General features: G+C 42.3%; 24 protein-coding genes. 21 read left to right on the top strand and 3 right to left on the bottom strand.

Translation table 11 applies throughout. The features are described from left to right. Positions 1 to 42: 42 nt before the first annotated feature. The 10 genes from AC58UU_RS06250 (at position 43) to AC58UU_RS06205 (ending at position 7,005) form a co-directional block, all read left to right on the top strand. Positions 43 to 225 (top strand): hypothetical protein, encoded by a 183-nt coding sequence (locus AC58UU_RS06250; protein WP_497313970.1) that lies wholly within the window; start codon positions 43 to 45, stop codon positions 223 to 225. 53 nt (positions 226 to 278) lie between these two features. Then, complete coding sequence (locus AC58UU_RS06245; RefSeq protein ID WP_497313968.1) at positions 279 to 710, top strand: hypothetical protein; 432 nt, start codon at positions 279 to 281, stop codon at positions 708 to 710. 309 nt (positions 711 to 1,019) lie between these two features. Beyond that, the gene (locus tag AC58UU_RS06240; protein ID WP_497313966.1) at positions 1,020 to 2,519 is read left to right on the top strand and encodes an ABC transporter substrate-binding protein/permease; all 1,500 of its coding nucleotides are present in this window, start codon (positions 1,020 to 1,022) and stop codon (positions 2,517 to 2,519) included. After that, entirely contained in the window at positions 2,512 to 3,234 is a 723-nt protein-coding gene (locus tag AC58UU_RS06235) for an amino acid ABC transporter ATP-binding protein (protein WP_497313964.1), read from the top strand. Before AC58UU_RS06240 ends, AC58UU_RS06235 begins: the two co-directional genes overlap by 8 nt. A 463-nt stretch (positions 3,235 to 3,697) precedes the next feature. After that, a complete protein-coding gene (locus AC58UU_RS06230; protein WP_497313962.1) occupies positions 3,698 to 3,883 on the top strand; it encodes a hypothetical protein in 186 nt (61 codons plus the stop codon). A 140-nt stretch (positions 3,884 to 4,023) separates the two neighbouring features. After that, complete coding sequence (locus tag AC58UU_RS06225; RefSeq protein WP_497313960.1) at positions 4,024 to 4,371, top strand: class I SAM-dependent methyltransferase; 348 nt, start codon at positions 4,024 to 4,026, stop codon at positions 4,369 to 4,371. 160 nt (positions 4,372 to 4,531) lie between these two features. Next, entirely contained in the window at positions 4,532 to 4,768 is a 237-nt protein-coding gene (locus AC58UU_RS06220) for a hypothetical protein (RefSeq protein ID WP_497313958.1), read from the top strand. Between the two features lie 311 nt (positions 4,769 to 5,079). Then, complete coding sequence (locus AC58UU_RS06215; protein ID WP_497313956.1) at positions 5,080 to 5,505, top strand: MarR family winged helix-turn-helix transcriptional regulator; 426 nt, start codon at positions 5,080 to 5,082, stop codon at positions 5,503 to 5,505. Between the two features lie 157 nt (positions 5,506 to 5,662). Further along, entirely contained in the window at positions 5,663 to 6,004 is a 342-nt protein-coding gene (locus tag AC58UU_RS06210; protein WP_497313954.1) for a DoxX family protein, read from the top strand. A 443-nt stretch (positions 6,005 to 6,447) separates the two neighbouring features. Continuing rightward, positions 6,448 to 7,005: a histidine phosphatase family protein gene (locus AC58UU_RS06205; protein WP_497313952.1), complete on the top strand. Its 558-nt coding sequence runs from the start codon at positions 6,448 to 6,450 to the stop codon at positions 7,003 to 7,005. A 124-nt stretch (positions 7,006 to 7,129) separates the two neighbouring features. Here AC58UU_RS06205 and AC58UU_RS06200 read toward each other — a convergent pair whose 3' ends face one another. Further along, positions 7,130 to 7,339 (bottom strand): alpha/beta-type small acid-soluble spore protein, encoded by a 210-nt coding sequence (locus AC58UU_RS06200; protein ID WP_057307795.1) that lies wholly within the window; start codon positions 7,337 to 7,339, stop codon positions 7,130 to 7,132. Positions 7,340 to 8,070: 731 nt separating this feature from the next. On the opposite strand from AC58UU_RS06200, the gene AC58UU_RS06195 reads away from it, so the two are divergent. The 9 genes from AC58UU_RS06195 (at position 8,071) to AC58UU_RS06155 (ending at position 14,364) form a co-directional block, all read left to right on the top strand. Further along, entirely contained in the window at positions 8,071 to 8,256 is a 186-nt protein-coding gene (locus AC58UU_RS06195) for a hypothetical protein (RefSeq protein ID WP_056623138.1), read from the top strand. Between the two features lie 310 nt (positions 8,257 to 8,566). Continuing rightward, positions 8,567 to 8,992: a hypothetical protein gene (locus AC58UU_RS06190; RefSeq protein ID WP_497313949.1), complete on the top strand. Its 426-nt coding sequence runs from the start codon at positions 8,567 to 8,569 to the stop codon at positions 8,990 to 8,992. A gap of 265 nt (positions 8,993 to 9,257) precedes the next feature. Then, a complete protein-coding gene (locus AC58UU_RS06185) occupies positions 9,258 to 9,737 on the top strand; it encodes a hypothetical protein (RefSeq protein WP_497313948.1) in 480 nt (159 codons plus the stop codon). A gap of 666 nt (positions 9,738 to 10,403) precedes the next feature. Continuing rightward, on the top strand, positions 10,404 to 11,669 hold the full coding sequence (locus AC58UU_RS06180; RefSeq protein ID WP_497313946.1) for a hypothetical protein: 1,266 nt from the start codon (positions 10,404 to 10,406) through the stop codon (positions 11,667 to 11,669). A 47-nt stretch (positions 11,670 to 11,716) separates the two neighbouring features. After that, positions 11,717 to 12,463, top strand: coding sequence for a hypothetical protein (locus AC58UU_RS06175; RefSeq protein ID WP_497313944.1), 747 nt, complete (start codon positions 11,717 to 11,719; stop codon positions 12,461 to 12,463). A 177-nt stretch (positions 12,464 to 12,640) separates the two neighbouring features. Next, on the top strand, positions 12,641 to 12,919 hold the full coding sequence (locus AC58UU_RS06170) for a hypothetical protein (RefSeq protein ID WP_497313943.1): 279 nt from the start codon (positions 12,641 to 12,643) through the stop codon (positions 12,917 to 12,919). A gap of 266 nt (positions 12,920 to 13,185) precedes the next feature. Continuing rightward, positions 13,186 to 13,482 carry a site-specific integrase gene (locus AC58UU_RS06165; protein ID WP_497313941.1) on the top strand — a complete coding sequence of 99 codons (297 nt, stop codon included), beginning with the start codon at positions 13,186 to 13,188 and terminating at the stop codon, positions 13,480 to 13,482. 1 nt (position 13,483) lies between these two features. Beyond that, on the top strand, positions 13,484 to 14,029 hold the full coding sequence (locus tag AC58UU_RS06160) for a tyrosine-type recombinase/integrase (protein ID WP_497313939.1): 546 nt from the start codon (positions 13,484 to 13,486) through the stop codon (positions 14,027 to 14,029). A gap of 170 nt (positions 14,030 to 14,199) precedes the next feature. Then, positions 14,200 to 14,364 (top strand): hypothetical protein, encoded by a 165-nt coding sequence (locus AC58UU_RS06155; RefSeq protein ID WP_497313938.1) that lies wholly within the window; start codon positions 14,200 to 14,202, stop codon positions 14,362 to 14,364. Positions 14,365 to 14,475: 111 nt separating this feature from the next. Here the strand turns inward: AC58UU_RS06155 and AC58UU_RS06150 are convergent, their stop codons facing one another. Then, complete coding sequence (locus tag AC58UU_RS06150; protein ID WP_497313936.1) at positions 14,476 to 14,877, bottom strand: DUF3888 domain-containing protein; 402 nt, start codon at positions 14,875 to 14,877, stop codon at positions 14,476 to 14,478. Between the two features lie 296 nt (positions 14,878 to 15,173). Between AC58UU_RS06150 and AC58UU_RS06145 the strand changes: the two genes are divergently transcribed. After that, on the top strand, positions 15,174 to 15,389 hold the full coding sequence (locus tag AC58UU_RS06145) for a hypothetical protein (protein WP_497313935.1): 216 nt from the start codon (positions 15,174 to 15,176) through the stop codon (positions 15,387 to 15,389). A 59-nt stretch (positions 15,390 to 15,448) separates the two neighbouring features. Then, positions 15,449 to 16,963: a PhoX family protein gene (locus AC58UU_RS06140; RefSeq protein WP_497313933.1), complete on the top strand. Its 1,515-nt coding sequence runs from the start codon at positions 15,449 to 15,451 to the stop codon at positions 16,961 to 16,963. A gap of 463 nt (positions 16,964 to 17,426) precedes the next feature. On the opposite strand, the gene AC58UU_RS06135 is transcribed toward AC58UU_RS06140, so the two are convergent. Beyond that, positions 17,427 to 18,782: a catalase gene (locus tag AC58UU_RS06135; RefSeq protein ID WP_497313931.1), complete on the bottom strand. Its 1,356-nt coding sequence runs from the start codon at positions 18,780 to 18,782 to the stop codon at positions 17,427 to 17,429. Positions 18,783 to 19,009: the final 227 nt, after the last annotated feature.

The following is a 19,009-nucleotide window of genomic DNA, read 5'->3' as shown; positions in this document are numbered from 1 at the left end:
CCATAGTTGATCGACCTTCCTCACCCAGCCGTAGTAGAAGTATTGACGGATTTTATCCATTTTCATCCTCTGTGGTGCAGCGCTGGTCTTGCGCTGCATGAACGGCTAACGAGCAGATTAGTTGAAGATGAAGTGCAGGGAACCGTACCACAAATGACGCAAATTTTCTGGTTAGGGGACGGGCGAATTGTTGTACAAAGCATGGATATTCTGGTGGATCCATGAAAATTATACGAGGCGTACAGAGCAATTCACCCCAGGAGGGTTATTCTTAGCTGGTGATCTCCCCAAAGAAAGCCTTATATTCTAAGTTAGTACCTGGCGTGCCTCGCCCTGCAGTGATAGTAAAGGTTGGCATTAATAAGCAGCATTTGAATGCAGAAGGTGCCGAAACTTTTGATATAGACTTCCATATGGCCCCAAAGCTAGAGGGGGGCCAGTTTGTTGATGTAATTGGTCAAATCGAGACGAAACCCGAAGAACTAAAGGAAGTTGTGAAGGATTTTTGGGAAGAGCACGAAGCAGAGGGACTTGAACCGGAGCAATGTGCGGATCAAATCATGAATGAAATGTTAGGGTCCCCTTGGCTGTTAAAGAATCAAGAAGTGATTCTATTCGGTTATCTTGCTGAGTTGTACGGTCGACATAAAGATGCAAATGACTCCTTTTATAAGTATCTTAAGGGCTTAGAGACCGCTGCTAGCAAGTAAAACGGGTACACGATTTACGAGTAAGACATTAACATTCCCTAGCAGCAAAGACCGTCCATTATTACTGGACGGTCTTTTTTAACCATTCAGAATTTATAAGATTCACTCTTATTCATTTCTGAATGGTCTTCGATAAAAACGACATCCTCTGTCCTAGAGGACGACGAAGTCGTTTTTACTGCGAACCGCGCCGCAGCCCAAATCAGGAAATTTTTCTCCCTTGAGGCACTAGTTGCTTTGGGGTATATTAGTACAGGTGCATATTTATGCACGATCCGACACCCAGATCAAACATAGAAAGAGGACATCATGAACAACCACTTTATGAGCACAACGGCACATTTTAAATCGTTCAAAAAGGCATACGCAACGCTCGCCTTCATCGCGATTCTAACGGTACTTGTCTTCGGTAGCTCCTTTTCTGGTCCGACGGCCTATGCTGCGTCCGGCGGGGATGCCGGCAAGACGATTAAGATGGGAACTAGTCCTGACTATCCGCCCTACGAGAACGTTGACGCGACGGGGAGCGGCGGCATCGTCGGACTCGATGTCGACATCGCGAAGTATATTGCGGATAAGCTTGGCTATAAGCTGACGATTGCTGGTTCGGACTTCGACGGCTTGATCGCCGCGTTGCAAACCCATCGGGTCGATTTCGTCATGTCGGGCATGTCGGTGACGGACGAACGGAAGAAAAGCGTCGATTTCTCTGACAGCTATTACATGGCTCGGAATACGATCGTCTCCATGAAAGATAAAAACTACGGCACGCTGGACGAGCTCAAAAACAAGCGAATCGGCGTACAGCTTGGTTCGACGCAGGAGCAAGTCGTTGCGGACATGAAGGACGCCCAAATCGTAAAGCTGAACAAAATTCCCGATCTGATCCAAGCGCTCGAAGCGAACCGGATCGATGCGGCGATCGTCGAAGACGCCGTCGCGGCGGGGTACGCCGGTTCGAACGCGGATTTGAAGTTCGCGATGATCCCCGCGGCCGGCAACGGGGAAGGTTATGCCGCCGCGTTCCCCCAAGGATCTCCACTAACCGCGGAATTTAACGGCGTCTTGAAGCAGATGAAAGACGACGGCACGTTGCAGACGATGATCGACAAATGGTTCGGGACCAAAACCGAGACGGCTAAGCCGAAGAGCGGTTTGGATTTCGGAAAGCTACGCCCCTACTACGGATATATCCTTCGCGGAGTGTACATCACTTTGCTGTTCACGATCGTATCCGCTCTGTTCGGATTCGTCTGGGGCGGCATCCTGTCATTGTTCAAGCTCTCGAAAATCGCGCCGCTTAGATGGTTTTCGACCGTGTACACGTCCGTATTCCGGGGGACGCCGCTGCTGCTGCAGCTGTTTTTGATTTATTACGCCACGCCGCAATTGTTCCATTACAACATTCCATCGCTGCTGGCGGCGGGTCTAGCTTTCGGATTGAACTCGGCGGCCTACTTGTCGGAGACGATTCGCGGGGGGATTCTGGCCGTCGACAAAGGCCAGCGCGAAGCGGCATTGGCGCTCGGCATTCCTTACGGGACGATGATGGGCAGCATCATCCTGCCGCAAGCGGTCAAGAACATCCTGCCGGCTCTCGTGAACGAATGCGTAGCTCTCGTCAAGGAATCGTCCCTCGTCTCGGTTATCGGGGTCGCGGATTTGATGAGACGGTCCAACGTCGTGCAAGCGAACACGTTCCTGGCGTTCGAGCCGTTGCTCGTCGTCGGGGCTATCTACTACGTGCTCGTGCTTGTTCTGACATCGTTTGCCCGGTTACTCGAAAGGAGGATGCGCCGCAGTGATTAACGTCGAAAATTTAACTAAAAGTTACGGCAAGCTCGAGGTGCTAAAAGACATCTCGACGACCGTGGAGCGCGGCGAAGTGGTAGCTTTGATCGGCCCATCGGGTTCCGGTAAGTCGACTCTTCTCCGTTGTCTCAACCTTCTGGAGATGCCGACGGGCGGGCGGATCCTCGTGGATGGAGCCGATTTGACCGACCGTAAAACCGACATCACCCGCGTCCGCCAACGGATCGGCATGGTGTTTCAGCATTTTCATCTCTTCCCGCACATGACGGTCATGGATAACCTGACTTTCGCCCCGATGCGCGTCAAAGGATTGTCCAAAGACGAGGCGCGCGCCAAAGGTCAGCAACTGCTCGACCGAGTCGGGCTTTCCGACAAGGCGAACGAGTTCCCTTCCAAGCTGTCCGGCGGACAGAAACAGCGCGTGGCGATCGCGCGCAGTCTCGCCATGGATCCGGAGATCATGCTGTTCGATGAACCGACTTCCGCGCTCGATCCGGAGATGGTGAAGGAAGTGTTGGCCGTCATCCGCGATCTTGCCTCTTCGGGCATGACGATGATGATCGTCACCCATGAGATGAATTTCGCCCGCGAAGCGGCGAATACGATTTACTTCCTTGAAGGCGGACGGCTGCTCGAACGCTCCGAGCCGGAGCGGTTTTTCACGAAGCCGCAAACCGAACGCGCGGCGCGGTTTCTGGAGAAAGTGCTGTAGCACAATAGGATATTTAGGCCGTGGTTCTGCTTAGGAGCGGAATCGCGGCCTTTTCGCGTTGATTTGCAGGGATCGTTTACGAAGATTTGTCGCAGTTGAAGCTCACTTTGAGCAATTTGTTACATTTCATGCAGGTAGTTTGTTTCAAAAGCACCGGATGGAAGGTCTCAAAGAGGTAGCCATATGTATCCTTGGGTGACAGTTCTAATAACTTTTCCAAGGAAAATAGACTTTCTTGTTGAATACTATACATCTGGAGTTCTTCCTTCCTTGTTTGGTAGCGGTACTTAACAATTCGAGATTTGAGGAGGCACTCCTATTTTCAACCATTCAGAATTTATAAGTTTCATGCTTATCCATTTCTGAATGGTCTCCGATAAAAACGACATTCTCTGTCCTTAGAGGACGACGAAGTCGTTTTTACTTGGTGTTCAGGCTTTTAAGGCAGATTGGAGAGGTAATAATGGGAAATACGGATAAGTTTGAAATGATCGCTAATATTTATGACACTTCAGAAAGAATTCAAATTGCAAAGGTATCATCTGATGCCATTCGTGAATATTTAGTTGACGCTAATAGTAAGAATGCTATTGATTTTGGGTGTACAACTGGTCTTGTCGGAATGCACTTGTTAAGCGATTTTAATTAAATGCTTTTTCTGGATACATCACAAAACATGATTAAACAAATAAAGCAATAAATTTCTGATTTTAATATTCAGAATGCCGTTACATTATGCATTGATTTTGAAAAAGAAGGTCTATCGGATTTACATGCTGACTATATTATTTGGCTCAGGTTCTACTCCATATTAATGATGTTGAATTAGTGTTATCAAGATTATTCGATGTTCTAAATGAAGGAGGACATTTGCTAATCGTAGATTTTAATAAAAATGAAAAAATAGTTTCAGATATCGTTCATAATGGATTTAATCAAGCAAAGCTAACTGACATTATGACTAAAATAGGATACAGGCATATTCAATCCAAAACTTTTTATAATGGAAGTAAAATATTCATGGGTCATGATGCATCTATGTTTAGCTCTCATGAAAATTCAATTACCTTTGGAGGGGAGCATATTATTCAAATGATTAAAGAGAACTGGAAGGATTGGAAAAAATACCTTTGGTGAAGGTAAGTTCAAGAAGTCAACAACTTCACGTAACATCGTATTCACGCTTCGATTCTTGGGACTGGTTTCAGCCAGTAGACAATTATTGAACTAATGGCGAACGATAGTTCAATCCACCATAAATGAGACTACAGGTACTTCTTAGAAAAGGAAAGATTGTATGAACAAAAAAAGCGTTGTTGCCGGAATCCTTTTGTCCTTGGCCGTACCGATGATCATGTATTTTGCGATGGTTGGCATTCCAAACGTGCTGAGTCCTCCGGAAGATTTCCAATATCACGATTCTTACTTCGTAGTGATACATATTGATCCATATGTGTTTCCCGTTCTGGCTGTGATTACTTTCACGGTTTATGCTGTAATTTTAGCCGTCGTGCGATACGTTAAGCGAAAGTGACGAAACATTAATGACGAAGCTGCCGGCACGATCGGCAGCTTCGTTACGCTAACGGGCAGGATAGTTATAACTCAAATTGCATGGTAAAATGTGGATTAAGGAGGGGTTTTATGGGTTCGCGGTTGATGCATTTAATAACCCTGCGGCAGTAGTCCACAGTCCAGTAATGCCGCTGGTTTTATCATTATTTTCCCAGTTCCAGCAGGCATTACTGAAATGTGAGTGAGCCGTCCCATTTGACAAACATGAGTTTTTAAGATATTTTATATGCTATAGCATGTATTGGTCTTACAGAGAGGAGAGCATATATTATGGAGTTAAATAATCTCACTGGTTTTCTTGTTCATCGAACAGATGTAAAAATGACTAATTTTTTCACGAAAATACTTAAACAATATGAAGTAACTCCTGAACAATGGGGGATTATCAATGTACTTGATGCGGAAAGAGCAAAGAGCCAGAAAGAGCTTGCTGAAGCCATTGATAGAGATCAAACCACTGTTGTGAGGATGATCTATTCACTTGAAAAAAAAGAAATAGTAAGAAGAATACAGAATGATTTTGATAAACGATCCCACAACTTGTTCCTTAGCGACAAAGGAATGAGTCTCAAAACAAAACTTTTGCCAATTGTAACGGCTGCTCACGATCATGTTACCAAAAATTTAAGTAAAGATGAACTTCAACAGTTACATGAGCTACTTAGCAAACTGTATTCAAGCGTAAAAGAAGAGTAGTGCCTAGGCATCTTGAAGTGCGTGTTGCAATTCGAGATGCAGACACAACGAATTGAAGAGACCCAACTCAAATATCCATGTACTCGTATGAGTCCACCATTTATATGCTATAGCATATAAATATCAAAATTAAAACTTGAAAGAGCGTGATTACGGTATGTTAGTTATTATTTTCCAAGTTATATTGGGCATTTTCTTCATGATAACAGGAACGAGAATAATCTCTGGTAAAATGGCAAATGAATTTAGTCGATTTGGTCTTCCGTCCATATTTAATTTCTTAACAGGGTTTATTGAAATAATATGCTCCATTGGAATGATAGTAGGGATATGGTATCCTATCGTAGCTTTGTTATCCGGATTACTTCTAGGAGCGACAATGCTGGTTGCAGTCTTTACTCTGCTTGTGATCGCACGTGATCCATTTAAAAAAGCGATCCCAGCAATATTACTGTGTCTGCTGTCTTTTATGATTGCCCTTTATCATTTAGATCTCTGAAATTGAAACGGGAGCTTGTACGGGAAACTATTGCTCAAACAGAACGAGACGAGGCTGCCAGTACAAACGGCAGCCTGTATCGATGAGAATTTTTGATAATCCAACAGATGACAATAAAGCAATTAGTAAATACGTTGATCAATATGTAAGCAGGTTGACTATATAAATTCTAATTTCAAAAAAACACCTCCAATAAAAGCCGGTGTGTTTTTTGATTTCGAAAAGTGCGCGCGGGAATGAGATAAAGTTCTTGTCACGACCAATTGACAAGAACTTTATCCCATTCCCGATTTTGACAAGAACATTATCTCATTCCCGACGGAGGTATTCTGAAAGTAAAATGAAAATCGCATAGTCCGTCATTAAGTTAACGGGCAGTTTAATGCAGGATTCCAATATTAATCGTCAAATATTAAAGCGTAGAGAGGCAGGTAAGTGTAGAAATGGATACAAATATTTATTTTGTTCGTCATGCGCATTCAGTCTATACACCTGATGAATTGGGTAGACCTCTTTCGGAACGAGGTATTCAAGACGCAGATAAAGTAACGAATTTACTTAAGACTGAGAATATTGAGGTTGTGTTGTCCAGTCCATATAAGCGTGCGTTCCAGACGGTTGAAGGAACGGCTGAACATATTGATGAGCCAATCAAGGTTGTTGAAGATTTTAAGGAAAGGGAGTTATCTTTAAAACCTGTTGACGATTTTGAAATTGCGATTACAAAGGTATGGGAAGATTTCGCTTTTGCATGGGAGGGTGTAGAATCAAATATACAGGCACAAATACGTGGGGTTAATGCCCTCAATCAAGTTTTAAAAGAATACACGGGTAAAAACATAGTCATTGGTACACATGGTAACCTCATGGTATTAACGATGAACCACTTTGATGCTGCGTTTGATTTTCGTTTCTGGAGACAGTTGGATATGCCTGATATTTATAAACTTAGTTTCAACGGCTTAAATCTTAAGGAAGTGACTAGGGTTTGGAAAAGATAACCCGAAGTTTTTACTTTAGTTTATTCCGCTAACGGGAAACGTTTGTTCAATGATAGCAATGTAAGGTTTGCTAGTTTGAACGAAAGGTGATCGTAGTCTTTTTTATTAGGCTTACATTATAGATTTAACGTTTAAATCCATTTAACTGCTGCTCAGCAATTTGTACAAGACGCTTTGTAATTGTTCCTCCGATAGAGCCTGCATCCCTTGTAAGGAGATTTCCATTGTAGCCATTTGGCTGAAGAGGGATGCCCAATTCTTGAGCTACTTCATACTTTAGTTGGTTAATTGCCGCTTTAGCCTGTGGTACGAGTAAAGTGCTGTTATTTGCCATGGGATAAAATCACTCCTTTTCTCAATGTGCTTTATTTTGTGGAGATTAAGGGAGGATTATGCAAGAATAATCTCATTTGAAAAGCTTTAGTTCCCAGTAAGAAATTATTGTTTAATTTCGCCGACCAACTAAGTGATTGGCACAATGTGTCTGCTTATATTACTTCTTAAGTGAGTACAATATATATGTTTCAAATTACTCAAAGGGGTGTGCTAAAGTTATGACTAATCAAAAGAAAAGCGTGAAATCCGAAAAGCAAAAAAACCAAAAACCAAATCAAAAGGGTAAAATTGATGAGGCAAATATTAATTAAGGTGGTTAGTTAACAAAATGGTTCACATATAAAGCCCTAAAAAAGCCTGAGGAAACTTTCCCACAGAACAGGCTAAATTTTTTAGCTTATTTCATCAAGATAGAAAGGAGGTAATCTCAATGTCCGATAAAACTAAAACTAAGATAACCAAATCTCAGCGTACCGTAGATAAGGAACTGCAATCTCGAACTCGAAAATCGCCTGACCAGTCTGCACAAAATAATACACACGATCAACCAGGTGATGCTTAAAAACATTTCAGCGAACCACTAAATTAACAGTAGCTGAATCTGTTGGTGTTGATTACACAATTGCATGAGGCGAAAACGAACCAATGAGGCTCTATGTGGAATAAGGGTGAAAAATAGCATCATAATTTAGTAGGGAGATCAACTTTCGAATTTGGAGGATAAATACAATGACATCCAGTAGAGGACATCAAGGAGCTCATGGCACAGGACAAATTGTTAAGCAACTGAACAATCAAGCCCAAGCCGCGGAGCAAATTCAAGGAAGTAATAAGGTCGATCAAGAAATTATTGCAGCCGCAAACGAACATAGTTCAGAACTGGATGAAATCATTGATACGGATGTCAGTTCCTAAGTTGAGCTTCGGCATGGAACGATCTAAAGTAATACGAGTTAGAGACCTGCGGCATGCTTCATGCTGCGGGTTTTTTCTTGTTCGGCGGCACAAACATAATAGTTGTTTACAGTAAGTAAAAAGTGCGTAACAGCGAACACCAGTTGAGGGGCTTGCCTCGCGGCAATTCCTTTTTTTCTTCATTCAACGAAAGGGCAGGATAGCGGAACATCAGGATATATCGAATTTCAAAAACCAAAATTACCCATAAAATGGTATAGTAGTAATCCAATCTAAATATGCTGAATTAATCCAGGTTAGGAGTGAAGAAATGAATTTCAACAGAAAGCTAATGATTTTAGTGAGGATTTGTTTATTCATGTTCACTTTTCTTCTTATAAGTGCATGTCGTCATACCGAGAAATATGAAACCATTGAAGTTTTTACAATAGAAACACTTGATGATAATCAAAATGATAAAGGAATCTTTGAACGAACGGGTTACAAAATAGTGAATGCAATAACCACTATTGAGGAGGGGAAAACCCATATGAAATCAGATATTAAATCTATTGAGGATTTTTATGATATGGAAGGTAATTATTTGCAAACAGAAATAATCCATTCCTATTCAAACAAATCTAAGCTGTTGCTTACTGAAGAAGGAAGTACACTTAAAGAAACAACTCAAGAACCATCCACAATCCTTATAACCCCTGATAATGCAAAGAATTTAAAATTAAACAATATGACCTAGGAAGAAAAAGCACAGGTGAAAGAACATTTGTTAGCTTTCATGGAAAAGCTGTAAGAAACGAATCTTTTATGGAATTCAGCCATTGTCGGTTGTGTCAAAGGTATGGCTAAATTCCCCTGTCATTACGCTAACGGGTAACGATAGTGAAGGAGCTTGCTCGCGGCAGCTCTTTTTTTGTCCATTCAAGTAATAACGGCAGAATAACGCAAAAAACGGAGCAACATCTTCCTGATTTTTACGTATGGAATAATGGGAGGTGCTGGTTATGTTTAAGAAATATATCGTAGTCTTGATTTTATTAGGCACCTGTTTATTACTTGCTGGATGTAACCCAAGCAAAAATGAAGTGGTTCAGAGTGCTATGTTGTATGATTTTAAAGAGCCATTCAGTTTTCCTTTTGAAGTCAATGAAGTTTACACTGAGGTGGAAATTGACAATCCTAATTACCTTCATCAATTTATTTTCCATTACAAAAACAAGCAATCTACACAGGAAGTAAGGTATATCTTAAGCAAAGTCATCGAAAAACAAGAAAAAATACCAAAAGGTTTGCAAGAATATAAACTTGATAATGGAAAGGCAGTCTATTACGAAGATTCATTAACCAGTCAATCACTTTGGTGGGAGCGTGAGGATAAATTTTTAGCTCGCTTTGTCTACTACATTAATGGCAACAAAGAGAACCTTGGTAATTACAAACTAAATGTATCTGAACTAATAAAATTAGCTATTCAGGTTCAATGATTAAGCTAACGCAGAACTATAGCTCCATGACAACAGGGTACCGAATTTATCGGTAGTCTGTTCAACTAAAGGGTAGTATAACGCGATCTCAGTAAGATCTGTCAGTCTATATTTTTCAACTAATCCGAAGCGCTTACTGTCGGTTTATAAACCGTATTAATAGCCAATATACGTTTGTTACATATGGAAAACCATATTACCTCCACTACAGGGGGTATTTTTAATGCGACAAATCAAAGGTAGTGGATATTTTCGAAACAAAGACAACCATTAAAACGTCTAAGCAGTATAATTGGAATAATAAGGAATCAAATTCGTTCTTTCTTAAGTACACAGTAGAAAAAGGATGTGTTCTGGGTGTCACGGATCTGGTTAATTTTAGTCCTCATATCGAGTATATCTGGAATACTGTTTGTCACAGGATGCAAAAATACTCCGAGCACAGCACCATCAGCAACTTATACACTTAATGGAATGACCACTCCTACCGTCTCCTCATCTGAGGTAATGAATCCATCAACGCCTGCTAGCATATCTAATACTTCTGAACCTCCCGTTAAAAATGAACAAAAGTTATCTTCGTTAGCTTCAAAAAACCTTGAAATAACATTGGCTAGCACAAAGGAATGATTTCGTATTGATCACGACGAAACATTTGGATTTTATGTGATGCAAACATTACCTACACCACGAGGTGATGCTGTTTTACATGTTGTCATAAGGATGGATCAGAGTACAGCGAATGACGCATGGTTTCGCAAAGACCTTGTACTTATTAAACCAGAAACGAAAGAAGTTCAAATCTACACCTTAATGAATGGATATACAACTGATTCATATTCTACAGATTCTATAACCCAAGTTCTCGGCTTTATTGATCAAGAACATATCATTTATGCCGCGATTCATGGAGATCAGGATACACAACCAACCTACAATATTGAAAAAATGAATGTATATAGCGGGGAAAAGGAAGTGCTTTTTAATAATCAGCCGGACAATGTGTCTCCTGACTTTTATATGCCGGGCTGGTTAAACGATAAAAAAGAAAAGCTTGTCATAAACAGCTTCAAGGAAGGAACTACATGGGTGTTCGATCTATTAAATCATAAGGTAACTAAACTAGAAGAGAAGTTTAATAATACTTGGCCTCAATTTGCAGTACTCCCATCACCGGACGGCAATTTATTCTGGTATCACGGAAAACTATACAACCTTCAAGGGCAATTGATCTATGCCCCGAATTCGTTGGGTAGAATTGAGCTTGGTTTATACTGGAGTCCCGATAGTCGCTATACAGTTCGTCATTTTGCAAACGATGATAAACCAGAAGATTTTTTATCTGGTGGAGAGAACGACATTTTAACACCGCAAAGCCTAACCATAAATGATCGGACCGGGAAAATAGTTCAGCAGCTTGAAACAAATGACCCTAAAGTTCATCTCGAGCTAGTAGGCTGGATTCCTGAACAACAAGCCGCAGTTATTCAATATTATGAAATTGATCGAAGCCGGCCAGAGGATGATCAAAAAACGAAGGTTAACTATAAATTAATGAACCTTGTAACGGGAGTTCAGAAGACACTGATGCCTACTAAGCTGGAGGATCTAACATCATCAACCAGAGCCAGAGTAAGAACTTATCCTTGCTGCACCGCTCCAGAAATTCCTTTTTTTGTGGATACTAACACTAGTACTTTTTGGCGTTCAGAAGATCGGTCGATCTATCTCGGGCAGTTCACTAGCGGAGAACATGTATGGAATGTGGTAGATCATCGCCGTGCTATTACGAAAATTTATTTTTTCTCGCCATTAACGAAAAAGATAAGAACCCTAGAAGATAAACAATCTATATCGGACATCAAATTATTTTTAAAAAGTTGGGCATTTGATACTGGGAATTTAACTTATCAAAAATTGGAAATGAAGTAAATCGAAAATAGTTCGAATGCGTCCAGCCGCTAAAGGAGACTATCGGAATGAAAAACGTTATCCCACTGGGGTTATTATTGCTCGTCCTTATGCTCATAGGATGTGGGGACAGGGGAAATGGTGCATATACGTCTGTATCGTCCCTTCCCCCAATGCCTGCAGCATCTGAGTCTCCTCCCAGCTCAACGCCAGTATCGTCACCGCTAGCTACAGAGGCAAACTTAGCGAAAGAAGATGACTCAATCAGAGCAATAGGTACGCATTCGGATGGGAGACTACTCGTCAAACCTGCGAACAAAGCGAGCGTTGCCCCTTTGGGGGCACCTAGCTGTTATGGGGTGGAGACTGATCTACGTTGGTTAGGAGACTATGAGGTGGTATGGGAATCCAAATCTGAGGGAATTGCAACCCAAATTAGTACATTTCCAATTGACTTCGAAATTGTACAGCAAAATGACTCACCAGTCATCATGCAGCCATTTACCCTTGAAGATATGGATATATTTGCTTATGTTCCTCGTTACACCGATTGTCATGGTCTCGAAACTTACCTTTTCGGAGTTAGTAATGGGAAGGCTTTTCCGATATCGCTTGAGATAAAACCTGGAGTGAATTGGGCTTCTATAAGCCAATTGCCGCAACATCCATTCAAAGTTGCCAACGGAGAATTTATCGTGACTGGCGGTTATGGGGCGGGACAGGATTTCATTAACGTCTATCACTTCAGATATGATCCAAAGAAAAAGTCAATGATTCTGAAAAGTACAAATCAAGTGAAGCCTAACGATATATAACTACTGCGGAGAAATCCTATTCCTGAGCTAACGGAAAACGATAGTAGAGGAGCTTGCAATGCAGCTCCTTTTTTCATTGAAGTAACGGGCAGGATAGTTGAAAAGTTGCAACATTCATGCGGGGGTTTACGTCTTATTTCAAATGGATTATTCTGTCAAAGGGGTGATGTTTACATAATGGTTAAAAAGATAATTATTTATCTAGCATTATGTAGTTTTATTTTGCTGATTGGTTGCGGTAAAGAACAAACCGAACAAGTTACGGTAAAGAACATTGAAAATAACTTGAATCTTCATCTTAGTAAACCTGAAGGTCAGAACTACACGGTTTATAAGAAGATTGAAGATAATGAAACGGTGAAAACGGTAATGGGTATTTTACTAAATGTGCAATGGGAAAACGCAAAAGTAGAAATGTCCCGTCAACCTGGTATAAAATTTTTACCTTCAACGTAGTCCCAACAATTTCTTATGAACCAGTAACTTATGCCGTTTGGCTATCTCCAAAGAAAGACTTATTAGAAGTAATTATTGAAGGTCAGTCCAAGTATGGGAAAGTTACTAACGAAGAGGTCAAAAAGCTACTTTCAATATTGGAAACGCCTTGAGATGCAAACTGGACATTCATTAAGCTAACGGGTAACGCTAGTTCAATACAAACAGATTAAAACCTCTCATTAGAAGAAAACCTAGACTTAATAGGACTAATGGGAGGTTTTATTATGAATATAAGTCAATTGTGGAAACTGTATGAAGCCGATAAGCGCATCCAGGGATTTAGTATAAACACTCTAAAAGCCTACGCCCTGCAGCTAAAAATACTGGTTAATGAACTTGGCGATATCCATATTTCAGATGTTACCCTACAGCTTTTAAAGGAATACTTAGCGAAACAATCTGATCGATTGAAGCCAAGTAGTTTAGGGCATCGTATCCGCTTTGTTAGATCTTTGTTTCGCTTTGCATTACGAAGAAACCTACCTAACATCAAACCCTTCTCTAAAATTAAGAGAACCTAAGATGGAAAAACGTATTCCGAAGTTTTTAATCGAGGAAGATGTGATCCATTTGAAGATCTCTTGTCTATCTATGCGGGAACGAGCTCTTCTAGAGTTCCTGTACACTACCGGGTGCCGAGTTGGAGAAGTGCAAAAGATAAACATTGAAGATTTGAACTGGGAGAATTGCTCTGCAATCGTTAATGGTAAGGGATCTAAGCAAAGAGAAGTTTATTTCACTACCGAGTGCAAGGTCTGGTTGAAAAAGTATCTGGCAAGTCGCAAGGACTCCTGTAAAGCCTTGTTTGTAACCGACACTCATCCTACTCGCAGAATGGCCATTCCAACGATCAGGTGGTCATTAAAACGGCTTGCAGATCGGGGAGAGGTCGAAACCAACGTGTACCCTCATCGTTTTCGCCATACTTACGCGTGCCAGTTGCTGGACAACGGAGCACCTTTGGATTTCATTCAAGGCATGCTGGGACATGAGAAGGCATCGACCACTCAAATATATGCACAGCTCCGCGGAGAGCGCAGAAGAGAACTTTATCGTAGATTCTTTTAGGCGTTCTCTGCCCTTAAGTAATGATGGTTTGGATCAGAATAATAGCACCTTTACTCCAGGTTGGCAGTCAGTTGAACTAAACCAACTAATAGGCTTCAATTAGGCGGTTATCATGCTGTTTGGGGAAACTAAGCAAGACATATAATATTGGCTGGTAAGGAGCTGCGTGCATGGAATACCAGGAGACAGAAGAGTTTCTCATAAAGAAGTTGCGCAAATACATAGAAGGGTATGTTTATGATGCTGATTTATCCAGTAGCGAGTGTTTGAAAGTGATTGTGGAGATAGTACGTACCTATCCCATCAGAGGGAAGGAAAATGTAAATGATAGTTGAAAAAACAAAGAGTAGATATATACCACAATAACTGCTCCTTTTTTTATTAAGCTAAAGGGCAGGATAATTTGGTGGGGGAAAGGCATACAGAAAAGAGATTTCTTTTTCTAACTAACGGTACAGGTCCTGTAAATGAGGCGGTAACTTATGATCCTCGACGTGCTTGTAGCTAACGGTCGTTACGTCCCCGCTCAAACCGACAAGAAATTTAATCTCGTCGACACCTACGGAAACGTGAGCACCGACAAATGGAGTTACTACGACGGTTACGGAGTAAGTTGTTTTGTTCGTTGAAGCTGTTTCACACGTTACTTGCGTACCAATAAAGGGTGCGTAAGTCGGCGGATGCACCAGTATCTTTCCATAATAATTATTTACTTCAGCCGTTATTTGCGGACTTAGCAGTCTTGCGATAACTGCATTACATAGAGCTTCGTCTTCGTTTGTTATTGCCGATACAGTAGTAGGTTGACTGAATAACAGTATACAGGCGGCAAAGATGAACTTTAACATTAGCCCTCCACGGAAAGTTTTGAGGGTATTCTTCCCATTTATCATTCGAATATTACTAAAAAGTGGGTGGGGGTATTGAACGGGCAGGATAGCGGAATAAAGTATGGAATAATACAGTGCTCCATGTGACTTTTCTTGAGAAAGAAGATTACATATGCTATGGGTGATACAATAAAGAAATGTTTTTTCTGAATTTTACCAAAACTTTACCTCTACAAAACATTTAAATAATGAAAGTCTTCTAAACTAGTATTTGTATCCATTTACTGAGGCACAAATATAAAGGAGTGAAGAGAGTGAAGAAATTCATCATACCTGTACTTGTAGCATCATTTGTACTTTCATCCGTCGGTTCTGTTTTGGCTGCACCTCATGACCAACAGAAAATCAAATCGGTAGATTTCATAGGAATGGATGCACCGAAAACGGATCAAGAGAAGAATAATCTGATGTATTCGAAAGCATCGGTAGAAGTTACATATGTGGATGGGAGCAAAAAAAACTTCCGCTAAGCTATGAAACATTGTTCAGACCTGGTGATGTGATTAATGGCAAAACAGCCGGTATCACAATGAATGCAAATGATGAGATAATGACTAAAGCAGACGGTACTCCCTATGTGTCGACTGCACCGGATATGAATAGTTTAATGAAAGTGCCTGGGTTGCAGGAAAACACCTATTATATGATCAGTCACTATGAATCGATGCCGAAGAATGAAAATGGGCTTGAAAACCCAGGAACAATGAGCTTAAGTACGGTAAAAATGGATCCGGCTAATGGTAAACTTACGGTTGTGGATATCAAACCCATCGACTTTTCAGCCGTACACGGTATTTGGAAGCCATGTGCTGGATTGTTAACTCCTTGGAATACACATCTTGGTTCCGAAGAGACAGATCCGGATGCTAGAGCTCATGAAGCGAATCCTTCTAAATCTTCTGTTACAAATTTTATGAAAAACTATTATAATGATCCGACTATGATCGGAAATCCTTATTATTATGGCCATGTACCTGAAGTTATGGTGAACGCGAATGGAGATACAAGTGTTGTCAAACATTACAGCATGGGTCGGATGGCATTTGAGCGTGTTAAGGTCATGCCTGATAACCGAACAGTGATTTATGGTGTTGACAGCAACCCGGGTGGATTCTTTATGTATGTAGCCGACAAAGCTCAAGATTTATCAGCAGGAACATTATATGCCGCAAAGTGGATTCAGACTAGTACAGACAATGAAGTTTCGGCAAATCTTGAATGGATCAAGCTTGGCCATGCAAGCGATGCAGAAATTCAGCAATTGGCGGAAACCAAGAAATTCAGTGACATTTTCGACGTGACGGATGACGCTGTTAAAGGGAAAGCTGAGGGATACACGCCAGTAAAAACACCAGCTAACGGTAAAAAAGTGGAATGGCTGAAAGTGAAGTCAGGAATGGAAAAAGCCGCTGCTTTCTTAGAAACACATCGGTATGCAGCTTACGTTGGTTCAACGGTAGAATTTAATAAAATGGAAGGTCTTGATTTCAACGAAAAAGATAATAAGGCATACTTAGCCATTTCCTATCAGGAAAACACGATGCTAGCTGAACCTACCGCACCTGCCGATGACATTCAATTGCCAAAAATTAGTGCGGGTGGAGTTTATGAGCTTTCCTTCCAACCAAACCGTAAAACCCAAGATGGCGAAAAGATTGATAGCCATTATGTTCCTGTAAGCATGGCTGGTCTTGTGATGGGTGAGGATCTGGCTACCCCTGATGCAGACGGTAATAAAGCGAACGTAGATAAAATTGCTAACCCAGACAACCTTGTCTATTCGCCAAAAATGAGAACCTTATTTATTGCTGAAGACTCTGATAATCATGAAAATTGTTATACATGGGCTTACAATGTGGATACTAAGAAGCTTTCTCGCATCCTTTCAGTTCCAGGTGGTGGGGAGTCTACTGGATTACAAATGATCGATAATCTAGATGGATTTACTTATCTCATGAACAGTTCACAAAACCCTGGATATGTAGGGTACTTTGCTGGGCTTACATCTTTAGATGGGGATATTAAAGCAAAAAAAGATAAATAAGTGTGTATTTTCTGGAGCAGTCTTGTGAGCAAGACTGCTTTTATAAATTTTTTTTATAATTGTACGTAGGAATAAAAAGGGAAAATCTCAGCGTTTATAAATCTATTCCAAGAATTTAAGATATTTTGGGATTAATTAAAGTAGAAATATTCCACTAACGGGGATCGTTTTCTCAATAAACATACCTTAAAAGGCTGCCGGGATAATCGGCAGCCTTTGTTCAACTAACGGAGAACGATAGCTACAGTTGGCTATGATGATCGGCTGCAGCTTCTGCGCTAACAGGTGGATAATGATTAACACAAGGAGAAGACAATTGAATAACCAGGGAGCAGATCGCCGCGGCCGGCAGCTGCTCCTTTTTTCGTTGAAGTAACGGGCAGGCTAACCGCTTTGACTTGCAATCATAACCTTATACAAAGAAAGAGCCGTATTTGTTGTCAAATACGGCTCTTTTTGGTTTTCAACCCCCGGTCATTCCCTGGATGGCCCGAGAGACCCGTTCTCCAAGCTCGGCAGAAGCCTTGTACAGGTAGCCGAGCACGATGTTTTGCGTTTCGCGCGAGACTTGAGCAAGATCGCCGGTTAGGTTCGCAACCAAATGCTCTTGCTGCAGCGGCGCAAGCGATCGGTAGAACTCACCCGCCTGCATGAAGTCATCCTGCTTCGGGATGTCCGTACGCTCGAGGCGGCCTTCCACGAATCTTCCGTTGCCGCTGGTCACTTGGGAGTCCGGCGACCAGTGCTGCTGATGATTGATCGGAATGCTGCGGAAATCCGGACCAAGCCGTCGCCGCTGCGAATCCCAGTAAATGTTAGAGCGCCCTTGCAGCAGTTTATCGTCCGACAGCTCTGCGCCTGTCAGCAGGTTCGCAGGGGAGAAGGCCAGCTTCTCGACCTGTTCGCTATAGTTATCCGGATTGCGGTTCAAGACCAGTCTGCCGACCGACTGCAGCGGATACTGCCGCTCATCCCATATTTTCGTATCGTCCAGCGGGTCGAAGGGGAGGGTGGTCTCGCCTTGAGGGTTCATCAGCTGCACGTAAAGGCCGTATTCCACCGCTTTGCCCGCCTGCAGGGTATCGAACAAATCCTTAGCGGCATAATCGGGATTCTCGCCTGACAGTCGGGAGGCTTCTCGCTGATCGATGTACTGAATGCCGGCAAGAGGCATCCAGTGATATTTGACGTAGGTGCGCACGCCTTGCGCGTTTTCCCAGACGTAGGTATTGACGCTGTGGCCCGGGATGTGGCGAAGGCTTTTAATCGTGCCGACGTCAGAGTACAGCCAAAGCACGAAGTTGGTGGCTTCCGGCGCCCGGGCGACGAAGCTCCAGAACCGCTCCGGCTCGGTTAGGTTATTGACGGGTGAAGGCAGGAGGGAGCGGATAAACTCCGGAAAGCGGATGGCGTCCCGGACGGCGAATACCGGGATGTGGTTGCAGACCAGATCGAATACGCCCTGGTCCGTGTAGAACTTGGTGGCGAAGCCGCGCACGTTGCGGGACGTATCCGGCGTACCCCGATTGCTGACTGCAAGCGAAAATCTGACGGTGACGGGGACTTGCTGGCCCGCATTTTGCAGGAAGCACAGCTGCGTGTAGGCCGTCATCGCGTTTACGGTCTGGAAGTAGCCGAAGGCGCCGCAGCCCTTGACATGTACGGGTCTCTCCAGCGGTTTCTCATGGATAAACGTCTCCAGTGTTTCGTGGAGCATGCTATCCTGCTCCAGCACGGGGCCGCGACTTCCAACCGTCTGCGAGTGTTCAACATCCGGGAGCTCCCCCGGGCAGAGGCGATTTCCTGTGTTCTCGTTCATCTCTTTACCTCCCAAGCCGCACTATAAATTGTATGGACATATTAAGGTATGAGGCGCTTGGCTATGAATATGATAGTGATCAAAGCATGAAAAAGGCACCCCGTGTGGGGTAACTTACGTTATTCCGCCAAAACATGAAAACGTCCAGTTGAATGTAATTTCCTAAATTGACGGCAAGTCTTTTTTAAAATGGATAAAAGGAAAGAAGCGGAAAATTTACTGTTATT

This window comes from Paenibacillus sp. JT22N1 (assembly GCF_059692155.1).
The sequence above is the reverse complement of the archived record's forward strand: the minus strand, read 5'-3'. Positions and strand labels throughout refer to the sequence as shown.

What these genes read in the sequence shown, in the direction of transcription:
- AC58UU_RS06140 (WP_497313933.1), top strand. Translation starts at nt 15,449, where the DNA reads ATGAATGCAAATGATGAGATAATGACTAAAGCAGACGGTACTCCCTAT.
- AC58UU_RS06170 (WP_497313943.1), top strand. Translation starts at nt 12,641, where the DNA reads ATGGTTAAAAAGATAATTATTTATCTAGCATTATGTAGTTTTATTTTG.
- AC58UU_RS06185 (WP_497313948.1), top strand. Translation starts at nt 9,258, where the DNA reads ATGTTTAAGAAATATATCGTAGTCTTGATTTTATTAGGCACCTGTTTA.
- AC58UU_RS06215 (WP_497313956.1), top strand. Translation starts at nt 5,080, where the DNA reads ATGGAGTTAAATAATCTCACTGGTTTTCTTGTTCATCGAACAGATGTA.
- AC58UU_RS06190 (WP_497313949.1), top strand. Translation starts at nt 8,567, where the DNA reads ATGAATTTCAACAGAAAGCTAATGATTTTAGTGAGGATTTGTTTATTC.
- AC58UU_RS06200 (WP_057307795.1), bottom strand. Translation starts at nt 7,339, where the DNA reads ATGGCAAATAACAGCACTTTACTCGTACCACAGGCTAAAGCGGCAATT.
- AC58UU_RS06135 (WP_497313931.1), bottom strand. Translation starts at nt 18,782, where the DNA reads ATGAACGAGAACACAGGAAATCGCCTCTGCCCGGGGGAGCTCCCGGAT.
- AC58UU_RS06205 (WP_497313952.1), top strand. Translation starts at nt 6,448, where the DNA reads ATGGATACAAATATTTATTTTGTTCGTCATGCGCATTCAGTCTATACA.
- AC58UU_RS06220 (WP_497313958.1), top strand. Translation starts at nt 4,532, where the DNA reads ATGAACAAAAAAAGCGTTGTTGCCGGAATCCTTTTGTCCTTGGCCGTA.
- AC58UU_RS06160 (WP_497313939.1), top strand. Translation starts at nt 13,484, where the DNA reads ATGGAAAAACGTATTCCGAAGTTTTTAATCGAGGAAGATGTGATCCAT.
- AC58UU_RS06210 (WP_497313954.1), top strand. Translation starts at nt 5,663, where the DNA reads ATGTTAGTTATTATTTTCCAAGTTATATTGGGCATTTTCTTCATGATA.
- AC58UU_RS06175 (WP_497313944.1), top strand. Translation starts at nt 11,717, where the DNA reads ATGAAAAACGTTATCCCACTGGGGTTATTATTGCTCGTCCTTATGCTC.
- AC58UU_RS06230 (WP_497313962.1), top strand. Translation starts at nt 3,698, where the DNA reads ATGGGAAATACGGATAAGTTTGAAATGATCGCTAATATTTATGACACT.
- AC58UU_RS06240 (WP_497313966.1), top strand. Translation starts at nt 1,020, where the DNA reads ATGAACAACCACTTTATGAGCACAACGGCACATTTTAAATCGTTCAAA.
- AC58UU_RS06165 (WP_497313941.1), top strand. Translation starts at nt 13,186, where the DNA reads ATGAATATAAGTCAATTGTGGAAACTGTATGAAGCCGATAAGCGCATC.
- AC58UU_RS06150 (WP_497313936.1), bottom strand. Translation starts at nt 14,877, where the DNA reads ATGTTAAAGTTCATCTTTGCCGCCTGTATACTGTTATTCAGTCAACCT.
- AC58UU_RS06195 (WP_056623138.1), top strand. Translation starts at nt 8,071, where the DNA reads ATGACATCCAGTAGAGGACATCAAGGAGCTCATGGCACAGGACAAATT.
- AC58UU_RS06155 (WP_497313938.1), top strand. Translation starts at nt 14,200, where the DNA reads ATGGAATACCAGGAGACAGAAGAGTTTCTCATAAAGAAGTTGCGCAAA.